The organism is Acidobacteriota bacterium, assembly GCA_020853395.1.
GTDB lineage: Bacteria > Acidobacteriota > Vicinamibacteria > Vicinamibacterales > SCN-69-37 > JADYYY01.
The window spans coordinates 188,615-197,986 of record JADYYY010000015.1 but is presented as its reverse complement, the minus strand read 5'-3'; the positions used below and the strand labels follow the sequence as shown (position 1 = coordinate 197,986).

The window sequence follows — 9,372 nt, the reverse complement described above, 5'->3', positions numbered from 1 at the left end:
CAGTCCTCTGGTCCGGTCCGGCAGTCCTCTGGTCCGGTCCGGCAGTCCTCTGGTCCGGTCCGGCAGTCCTCTGGTCCGGTCCGGCAGTCCTCTGGTCCGGTCCGGCAGTCCTCTGGTCCGGTCCCGCGGTCCTCCGGTCCGGTGCGGAAGTGCTGGCCCCGGGTCTTGTGCTGTGGGCATCGGCGAGACGCGCGGGTTGGCCTGGCGTGCTCGTGAACGGGGAGCGACCTTGCACCGGCGGCGTGGAGCCGGACGGCACGGAGGGGCGCGATGTCTGGGTTCGAGATCCCGGACCAGAGGCGGGCTCGCGCCCTTCGAATCCGGCGATCAAATCCGCAAGGGGCGTCAACTGCCGGAGGTGGATCCACTTCACCAGCGCCATCTCGAAGTGATGCCGCGGCTGCGACGAGTTGCGGATCTCGAACTCGGCCTTCGACAGCAGGTCGAACGCCCGCAGCAGATCCTCGCGCGAGTATCGCGTGGCGAGCGCGGTCAGCCGTTCGGCCTCGCCCTCGGCGGCGATCTCCGGATCCTTGATACGAGTGGGATCGATCTTGATCACCATCAGGTCACGCATCAGCCGCGCAAGCTCGCGGCAGACGATGCGCAGGTCGAAGCCGGTTTCGACGATCTCTCCGGCGATCCGGAACGCGCCGGCGACGTCCTCCCGGGCGATCGTCTCCGCGACCTCGAACTGGACGTCGCGGCCGATCAAGCCGAGGACCGCGCTCACGTCGGCCGCCGTCACCCTGTCGCTCGTGAAGGCGAGCACCTGGTCGAGCGCCGACAGTGCGTCCCGCATGCTGCCTTCCGCCGACCGCGCGACCAGCGCCAACGCCGCGTCGTCGATCGTCACGCGCTCACCGGCCGTGACGGCGCGCAACTGCTCGCGGATCGAGGCGAACGGCAGCGTCCGCAGCTCGAAGACCTGCGACCGCGACTGGATGGTGACCGGCACCTGGTGGAGCTCGGTCGTCGCCATCATGAACTTGACGTACGGCGGCGGCTCTTCGATCGACTTGAGCAGCGCGTCGAACGCGTTCTTCGACAGCCGGTGCACCTCGTCGATGATGAAGATCTTGAACCGGTCGCGCATCGGCGCGATCGACAGCGGCTCGACGATGACCTCGCGGACGGCGTCGACGCCGGTGTAGGTCGCGCCGTCGATTTCGAGCACGTCCACGTCGCGCCCCTCGGCGATTTCGACGCAGGCGTCGCAGACGCCGCACGGCTCCGGCGTCGGACCGTGCACGCAATTCAACGCCCGCGCGAGGATGCGCGCCGTCGTCGTCTTCCCGACGCCGCGCGGCCCCGCGAAGATGAACGACTGCGCCAGCCGCCCGGTCGCGATCGCGTTCTTCAGCGTCTCGACGACCCCGCGCTGGCCGATGACGTCCTCGAACTTCTGGGGACGCCACTTGCGAGCCAGTGCGACATGCGACATCGAACGTTCCTTGTGAGGGAGAAGACCACCCGGGAGTCCGTCTCCAACCGCGGCCCGGATGGCCTGCGGCACAAGCCAGGGTCGACTTAGCGCTGCTGCCTTCCGGCCCTGACGCGGTTCGTCGGCTGACCTTGCACAGGGTCCGGACCGCGGTTCGAAGCGGACGTTCATCAGTGTATCAGTTGGTCCGCGCCCCGCGGTCGCACCTTCGCGCGTCGTCCTGCTCCTGGATCTCGCACGCGTCTCGGTCCTGCATCTCAGGTTCGCGTCTCATGTCGCGCCCCCCAGTCCGCGCGCCTCTGAGATGCAGGCACGGACCATCGGACCAGGAACCAAAGGGCGAACCCAGGCCCCGGGACCAGGGACCCCGGGACCGTGTCATGTCGGCCCACCGACATCGCGTCGGCGTGTCGGCGGCAGCGTGCGCCAGAAGCGCACACGCTGGCAGCGCGCGGCGTTCAGATGGGACGGGACGCTGGAGGCATGTCGCTTGCACTGCGGCGACGAGACGTATGGTGCAGATCCTCGCCCATCGAGGCAACACGAACGGACCGTCGGCCGACGACGAAAACCAGTTGGCGACGGCTGGCCAGGCGCTCGCGCGGGGCTTCGGCCTCGAGATCGACATCCGGCAGGCCGCCGACGGCCGCTTCTACATCGCCCACGATCCGCTCCTCGAACCTGCCGGCCGGCTGGCCGAAGCGTCCTTCGCCGAGCTGCGCCGCTATCCGCGCGCCACCGTGGCGCTCAACATCAAAGAAGAAGGCGGTGAGGCGGCGATCGCCGCGCTCGTCGCGCAGGAGGGCGTGCGCTCGCAGGTCTTCGTGTTCGACATGGAGCTCGTCGAAGCGCACGCCGGCGGGATGGCGCGCCGCTTCCACGCGATCGATCCCGCGCTCCGGATCGCCGCGCGCGTGAGCGACCGCGGCGAGTCGCTGGATCGCGCGCTCGGCATCGGCCAAGCCTCGGTGATCTGGCTCGACGAGTTCGACCGGCTCTGGGCGACCGAAGCCGACGTGCGACGGCTCAAGGACGCCGGCCGCGCGGTGTACGCCGTGTCGCCCGACCTGCACCAGTTCCCCCACGACCAGACACGGCGCCGCTGGCGCGAGTTCCTCGACTGGGGTGTCGACGGCATCTGCACCGACTACGCCGAAGAGCTGGCCAGGCTCGCGGCAGACAGCGTCGCCTCTCGGCGCGCACGCATCGCATGACTTTCGCCCATCTCTCCGACATGGCCGGCGGCTGGATCGTCGGCGACTTCGAACCGACCTGCCTCCGGACGCCGGCATGTGAAGTTGCGTGCAAACAGTACGCGGCCGGCGAGCACGAGCCCGCGCACGTGCACCTCGTCGCCACCGAGATCACGCTCATCGCCTCCGGCCGCGCGCGCATGGCCGGGCGCGAGCTCGTCGCTGGCGACATCGTGCGCCTCGAGCCGGGCGAGGCGACCGACTTCACCGCCCTCGAGCCCACCACCACCATCGTCGTGAAAACGCCGAGCGTGGCGGGCGACAAGCACCTCGTCGAGCCGGCGACGCCCGCCGCAGGAGCGGCGGCATGACCGCGATCCGGTGCGTGCTGTTCGATTTGGACGGCGTGCTCGTGGACGCCACTGAGTGGCACTACGACGCGCTGAACCGTGCGCTCCGGCTCTTCGGCTTCGAGATCAGCCGGTACGAACATCTGGCGGGCTACAACGGCCTGCCGACGCGGCGGAAGCTCGAGATGCTGAGCGTGGAGAAAGGCCTGCCCGTGGCTCTCCACGAACTGCTCAACCGCCTGAAGCAGATCTACACGCGCGACGAGATCCTCACGAAGTGCCGGCCGGTGTTCGAGAAGGAGTACATGCTCCACCGGCTGCGGCGCGAAGGTTACCGCCTGGCCTGCTGCTCGAACTCCATCCGGGAGACGCAAGAGCTGATGATCCGCTGCTCCGGCGTCGACGCCTGTTTCGAGTTCCTCGTGAGCAACGAGGACGTCGCACGGCCCAAGCCCGATCCGGAAATCTACCTCACCGCGATCCAGCGCCTTGGCGTGGCGGCGTCCGAGTGCCTGATCGTCGAGGACGCGCCGCACGGCGTCGAGGCGGCACGCCGCTCCGGCGCGCACGTCTGCGCCGTGAAGGGGTTCGCCGACGTCGACTACTTTCGCGTCCGCGCGGCCATCGACCGGGCTGACGCCGCCGCCTCGAGGCTCGTCGCATGATCCGCATCGTCGTGCCGATGGGCGGAGAAGGCCGGCAGTTCGCCGAGCGCGGCTACACGTTCCCCAAACCGCTGATCGAGGTCGCCGGCCAGCCGCTCGTCGAACTGGTCGTCCGCAACCTGACGCCGGAGCAGCCGCACCGGTTCGTGTTCATCTGCCGGGCGGAGCACGTGCACCGCTACGCGCTCGCCGACGTGTTGCGCCTCGTGGCGCCGGGCTGCGAGATCGTGACGATGCACCAGCCCACCGCGGGCGCGCTCTGCAGCGTGCTCCTCGCCCTCGAACACCTGCAGCACGACGACGAGCTGATCGTCGCGAACGCGGACCAGTGGATCGACCTGTCGATCGATCGATTCCTCGCGGCCGCGCGAGACGCGGAATGGGACGGCGCCTTGATGACGTTCCCGAACACGCATCCGCGCTGGTCGTACGCGCGCGTCGAGGGAGACGCGGTCGTGGCGGTCGCCGAGAAGCAGCCGATCAGCCGGCACGCGACCACGGGCCTCTACTACTTCCGGCGCGGCGGCGAGTTCGTTTCCGCGGCCGAACGCACGCTCCTCAAGAACGCCGCCGTGGGCGGCGAGTTCTACGTCGCGCCCGTCTTCAACGAGCTCATCCTCGCGGGCAAGCGTGTCGGCCATTTTCCGATCGCCGCCTCGGCGATGCACGGGCTCGGCACGCCCGAGGAACTGGAACGGTTCCAGGCCCGCGCCTACGTCTCGCCAACCTTCGCCTCATGCTGAACATCGTGCTTCCCATCGCCGGCCGCGGCAGCCGCTTCGCCGATGCCGGGTATCGCCTGCCGAAGCCGCTGATTTCCGTTCACGGCATGCCGATGATCGAAGCCGTCGTGCGCAACGTGCGGCCGAGCGGGCCGCACCGGTTCATCTTCGTCGCGCTCGGCGAGCACCTCGATCACCTGGGGATGCGCGAAACGCTCGAGCGCGCGGCGCCAGGCTGCCTCATCGTGCCGGTCGATCGCGTCACCGACGGCGCCGCGTGCACCGTGCTCCTCGCGCGCGATCACATCGACACCAACGACCCGCTGATGCTCGCCAACAGCGATCAGTGGGTGGACGTCGACATCGATCGGTACCTCGACGAGCTGGATCGCCAGCGGGCTGACGGGCTGATCATGACGATGACGGCGGACGACGCGAAGTGGTCGTTCGTCGGGCTGGACGCGCGGGGCTTCGTCACGCGAGTGGTCGAGAAGCAGGCGATCTCGAGCGACGCGACGGTGGGCATCTACAACTTCCGCCGCGGCGCCGACTTCGTGCGCGGCGCCGACCGCATGATCGCCGCCAATCGCCGGGTGAACGGCGAGTTCTACGTGGCGCCCGTGTACAACGAGCTCATCGGCGAAGGCGCGCGTGTCGCCGTGTACAACGTCGGCCGCGAGGGCGCCGGCATGTACGGGCTCGGCATCCCGTCCGATCTGGCGCTCTTCCTGTCGGATCCCATTTCGACCCGCGCCGTTGCGTAGCCTCGCGATGCTGTCGGCCGCCGCGCTGCCCACGCCCATCGATGCCCGCAGCCTGGCGGTTGCGACGCGGCGCGTGTTCGATCGGCAGACGAAGCTCGTCGGCTGGGGATCGGGCAGCGTGTTCGACTACTTCCACGGCCTGTATCCGGTGCGGCTCGAGTACCTCGTCGACAGCGATCGGCACCGGTGGGGCCGTTGGCGGCACGGCGTCGAGATCGTGCCTCCCGAACGGCTCGCGCGCGACGCCGGGCCCGACACCTTCGTGATCGTGTACTCGGGGGCATGGCCGGAGATTCAGGAGGCGATCGCGGCGATCGGACCGATCGCGTGCCTGCCCGCGAGCGCAGCCTTCGCCGATGCCGGGGTGCGCGCGAAGCTCGCCTGGGTGGAGGAGATCGCGCAGGAGGTGCCCGCGCGCCACGTCGCGCGCGCCGACAGCACCATCGTCGTGCAGGGGCCGGTGATCGCGGACGTGACGCCGCAGGTCCTCCGGGTGATGTCGGCACTCCACCCGCGGCACCTGCTGATCCTCTCGACCTGGGCCGACACGGATGCCGCGCTCATGGCGGAGGTCGGCCCACTCGTGGACGAGATCGTCACCAGCCGGCGCCCCGAGCGGCCCGGCGTGCAGAACCGTAACCTTCAGATCGTCTCGACGCTCGCCGGCATCGACCGCGCGATCGCGCTCGGCGCCCGCGCGGTGCTCAAGATCCGGACCGACCTCGCGGTGCTCAACCCGCACGTCTTCTCGGAAGCACGCTGGTGGCTCGAACGCATCGGCAACCAGACGGTGCGCGGCGCCGGCCTGCACCACCGGCTCATCGTGCCGCAGAGCTTCACGCGGAAGTACCTGCTCTATCACCCGTCGGACCTCGTCATGCTCGGCGATGCGCGCGACCTGCGGGCCTACTGGGCCGCGCCGCTCGATCCGCGCTCCGGCGCGCTCACCTCCCGCGAATGGCGCGATCGGCCGATCGCCGACGTCAACATGCACGGCCATCCAACCGAGAGCTACCTCGGCCTGAACTTCTGCAAGACGATCGGCCGCGCCGCGGCCGGCACGCTCGAGGACAGTTGGACGTTCTACCGCGACTACTGCCTCGTCGTGGACAACGACTGGTTCGATCTGCTCTGGTTCAAGAACCTCTCGATTCCCGATGTCGCGCTGCGCTCAGGCGTGCGGCAGACGCTCAGCCATGCAGCCTGGCAGCGGCTGCAGGTGGATCTGCGCGCGGTGCGGAGGAGCGCCGCGGACGTCGATCCAGCCGAGGTGACGTTCCAGATGCTGATGGGGGGCGGCGCATGAGGTTCGACACGGCCGGCGCGGCACCCGTACCGTTTCGAGGCCTGCACGGTCGCGCGCTCGTGCGCCTCCTGCAGTTGCCGTTCGTCCGCTACCATCGCGTGCAGCTCGGCTTCGTCGAGCGGCCGCGGCAGTACCGGCGGTTCCTGACGGACGTCCTCGGCCCACGGCTCGACGCCATCGGCGGCCGCATCGGCGTCTTCGGTGTCGGCGCGCACACCGAGCTGCTGCGAACGGCGCTGCCGGGCTTCGCCGAACGCATTCACTGCTTCACCGATAACAACGCCACGCTCTGGCACCAGACGCGCTTCGGCAAGACCGTCCTCCCGCCGGCCGGCGCCGTCGAGCAGTGCGACGCGTTCCTCCTCTCGACGACCGTGTTCCAACGCGTGCTCACCGCCGATCTCCGACGGTTGGGCTTCGCCGGCCCGGTCCTCGCGATCGACGATGACGTGCCGGCGCCGTGGTTTCTGGGAGAGGACGATGTGTGACGACACCGTGGTGCACTCCGGCGGCCGCTCGAGACCCGTCCTGCAAATCGACCGCACGTCGTGCGACAGCAGCAGCACGCCCGCCTCCCCGATCGCTCTTTCCGTCGTCGTCCCGACGCACGGGCGCACGGATCTGTTCCTGCAGACGCTCGACAGCCTGAGACGCCAGACGATCGCGCGGTTCGAGATCATCGTCACCGACGACTCGCCCGACCTCGACGATCGGCAGCGCATCAACAAAGCGACGCTCGCCTACGCGGAAGAGACCGGGCGGCCGGCGCGCTATCGGTTCTCGGCACCGCGGCTCGGCCAGGCCAGGAACACGAATCAGGGCCTCGCGCTCGCCACCGGCGACCTCGTGCGCATCCTCCATAGCGACGACGTGCTGGCGCCGGCGGCGCTCGAGATCGAGGCCGCGGTGATGAACGACGAGCGCCTTGGTCTGGAGGTGCTGTTTCATCATCCGCAGCTCTTCGTGGACACGCCACGATTCGATCGGCAGCCGACGCTCGCGGTCGTCCAGCCCTCGCTGTTTTTTCGCTCGACGCTCCACTCGCAGACACCGCTGCCGTCGGCGACGGTGTTCCGCCGCCGGCTGCTTGCCGACGTCGGGCCCATGCGCGACGACCTGGACTTTCTCTGTGACTGGGAGTTCTTCGCGCGCCTGCTGATCGCGCAGCACCGGCGTCACCGGTTCATCGGCATGTTCTCGGCCGGTCTCGTCGGGTGGCGCGTACATCCGAACAGCACGACCGGCCGGCTCTGGAACCGGCACTTCCTCGAGCACGAGCGATTCATCGCGGATCTCAAAGCGGACACCGGGCTCTGCGAGTCGCTGATTGGCGACGAACAGGCCCGCGCGGTCTTCTTCGCGCAAGCCGTGCGCTATCGGTATCGCCGGCTGCGCGAAGACGTGCAGCGCATGACGTGGCCGCAGGCGCGCTCGTCCTGGCGGCGCATCCTCCGGTGCGCGTTGTCGCGCGATTCGTTTCGCGATCGTCTCCGGCCGGCGCCGTGGGCTGCGGGCCTGCTCCGCCGCCGATCGAAGCTCGTCGTCGCCGTCGGCGCCTCCGCGGCTGAACGGACCGCGGCTTCGTCGCCGCGGATCGTCGAGCCACGTCAGGGATGGCGATTCGTCGCGTCGGCGTACGCGTCGGCGGCGATCATCCGATGGGGCAAGGCGTACGTCGCGAGGATGGGCGTGGCGCCCGCACGGTCCGCGCCGGCGCGCGATCTCGACGCCGATACGTCGCCGGCGACACTGGCGCATGGCGCGATGGTCTCGCTCGGCGATCGCGTGGAAATCCGGCCGTCCATGGACGCCGCGGGCCTCGCGCCAGGCCAGGTCCTCGTGCTCACCGAGTACAACAACACGACGAATCTCTGGCCGCTGCGCGGTCTGCTGCGCGACGCCCGGACGGTCGGCCTCACCGGCGTGAACGGCAACGCCTACGTCGAGCCGGTATTGCACCAGTTGCTGAAGCTCGTGCCGGTCGGCGCGACGGTCGAGGCGAGGATCCGGGACAACGAGCACCTCACCGCATTCGGCTTCAAGTCGCTGATCGACAAGCTGTTCCCGAAGCAGTTCTCGTGGATCGGCCAGCAGCGCCAGGGCCCGGCCCACCACCTGCTGCAATACCGGCGATCCGGAACCGGTCATTCGGCCTACACGGCGCCGCACACGGGCTGGACGTTCGGCATGCTGACGACCGGGACCCGGCTCACCAACGTCGAGCGCTTCATCGACTCGATCGAGCGGCACTGCCGCGAACCGTACGAGATCGTGATCGTCTCACCCGTGGCACTCGGCGCGCTCGAGATGCGGCCGCACGTGCGCGTCCTGCGATTCGGCGAGCGCGACGACCTCGGCTGGATCACCCGCAAGAAGAACCTCATCGCATCGGAGGCGCGGTACTCCGACGTCCTCATTTGCCACGATCGCTTCTGGCTCACCGACGACTTCACGACGACGTTCGCGGCGTGGGGCTACGCGTACGGGCTGGCCGCGATGCGCGTGAAGCTGCCCGATGGCAGCCGTGGCCTCGACTGGGCCGTGGTGAGCAGCCAGAACCACGTGTGGTCGTCCGGCGGGCTGCTCGACTATCGGGCGTGCTCGCAGTACGCCTACAACCCTGGCGGCGCGACGATCATCCGCAAGGCGTTCTGGCGGGACTTTCCCTGGAACGAGAACCTGTTCTGGAACGAACACGAAGACGTCGAGTTGTGCCGCCGGGTACAGCGTGCCGGCGGAGTCATTGCGCTCGCCGCCTCCACGATCGTCACGGCGGAAGACCGCTGGGTGCACGCCAACCCCCGCATCCCGTACTGCGATCAGAACGAGGTGCTCTACGGTGAGCCAGTCGGCGAGCAGCGGATCCGGTTCCTCACGGAACGCGCCGCCTGACGGTCGTGCCGTCGTTCGTGCGTGCCGCGCGCACCG

9 protein-coding genes and 1 other RNA gene are annotated in these 9,372 nt (G+C 69.1%); 8 read left to right on the top strand and 2 right to left on the bottom strand.

Annotated elements, in window-relative coordinates; translation table 11 throughout:
• Both dnaX and ffs read right to left on the bottom strand, forming a co-directional pair.
• The coding region (gene dnaX / locus IT184_14855; GenBank protein ID MCC7010083.1) for a DNA polymerase III subunit gamma/tau at positions 1-1,444 on the bottom strand (1,444 nt) is incomplete at its 3' end.
• A gap of 48 nt (positions 1,445-1,492) precedes the next feature.
• Positions 1,493-1,593, bottom strand: an RNA gene (gene ffs / locus IT184_14850) — signal recognition particle sRNA small type.
• A gap of 363 nt (positions 1,594-1,956) precedes the next feature.
• Between ffs and IT184_14845 the strand changes: the two genes are divergently transcribed.
• The 8 genes from IT184_14845 to IT184_14810 are packed head-to-tail and all read left to right on the top strand — an operon-like array spanning position 1,957 to position 9,336.
• Positions 1,957-2,658 carry a hypothetical protein gene (locus IT184_14845; GenBank protein ID MCC7010082.1) on the top strand — a complete coding sequence of 234 codons (702 nt, stop codon included), beginning with the start codon at positions 1,957-1,959 and terminating at the stop codon, positions 2,656-2,658.
• Positions 2,655-3,008 (top strand): hypothetical protein, encoded by a 354-nt coding sequence (locus IT184_14840; GenBank protein ID MCC7010081.1) that lies wholly within the window; start codon positions 2,655-2,657, stop codon positions 3,006-3,008. Before IT184_14845 ends, IT184_14840 begins: the two co-directional genes overlap by 4 nt.
• Positions 3,005-3,652, top strand: coding sequence for an HAD family hydrolase (locus tag IT184_14835; protein ID MCC7010080.1), 648 nt, complete (start codon positions 3,005-3,007; stop codon positions 3,650-3,652). Before IT184_14840 ends, IT184_14835 begins: the two co-directional genes overlap by 4 nt.
• On the top strand, positions 3,649-4,395 hold the full coding sequence (locus IT184_14830; GenBank protein MCC7010079.1) for a glycosyltransferase family 2 protein: 747 nt from the start codon (positions 3,649-3,651) through the stop codon (positions 4,393-4,395). Before IT184_14835 ends, IT184_14830 begins: the two co-directional genes overlap by 4 nt.
• Positions 4,389-5,138: a glycosyltransferase family 2 protein gene (locus IT184_14825; GenBank protein ID MCC7010078.1), complete on the top strand. Its 750-nt coding sequence runs from the start codon at positions 4,389-4,391 to the stop codon at positions 5,136-5,138. The genes IT184_14830 and IT184_14825 overlap by 7 nt, the downstream gene beginning before the upstream one ends.
• Entirely contained in the window at positions 5,131-6,444 is a 1,314-nt protein-coding gene (locus tag IT184_14820; protein MCC7010077.1) for a hypothetical protein, read from the top strand. Before IT184_14825 ends, IT184_14820 begins: the two co-directional genes overlap by 8 nt.
• A complete protein-coding gene (locus tag IT184_14815) occupies positions 6,441-6,932 on the top strand; it encodes a hypothetical protein (GenBank protein ID MCC7010076.1) in 492 nt (163 codons plus the stop codon). Before IT184_14820 ends, IT184_14815 begins: the two co-directional genes overlap by 4 nt.
• Positions 6,925-9,336: a glycosyltransferase gene (locus tag IT184_14810; protein MCC7010075.1), complete on the top strand. Its 2,412-nt coding sequence runs from the start codon at positions 6,925-6,927 to the stop codon at positions 9,334-9,336. The genes IT184_14815 and IT184_14810 overlap by 8 nt, the downstream gene beginning before the upstream one ends.
• Positions 9,337-9,372: the final 36 nt, after the last annotated feature.

Coding starts and splice junctions, on each gene's coding strand:
- IT184_14845 (MCC7010082.1), top strand. CDS start 1,957: ATGGTGCAGATCCTCGCCCATCGAGGCAACACGAACGGACCGTCGGCC.
- IT184_14840 (MCC7010081.1), top strand. CDS start 2,655: ATGACTTTCGCCCATCTCTCCGACATGGCCGGCGGCTGGATCGTCGGC.
- IT184_14835 (MCC7010080.1), top strand. CDS start 3,005: ATGACCGCGATCCGGTGCGTGCTGTTCGATTTGGACGGCGTGCTCGTG.
- IT184_14830 (MCC7010079.1), top strand. CDS start 3,649: ATGATCCGCATCGTCGTGCCGATGGGCGGAGAAGGCCGGCAGTTCGCC.
- IT184_14825 (MCC7010078.1), top strand. CDS start 4,389: ATGCTGAACATCGTGCTTCCCATCGCCGGCCGCGGCAGCCGCTTCGCC.
- IT184_14815 (MCC7010076.1), top strand. CDS start 6,441: ATGAGGTTCGACACGGCCGGCGCGGCACCCGTACCGTTTCGAGGCCTG.
- IT184_14810 (MCC7010075.1), top strand. CDS start 6,925: ATGTGTGACGACACCGTGGTGCACTCCGGCGGCCGCTCGAGACCCGTC.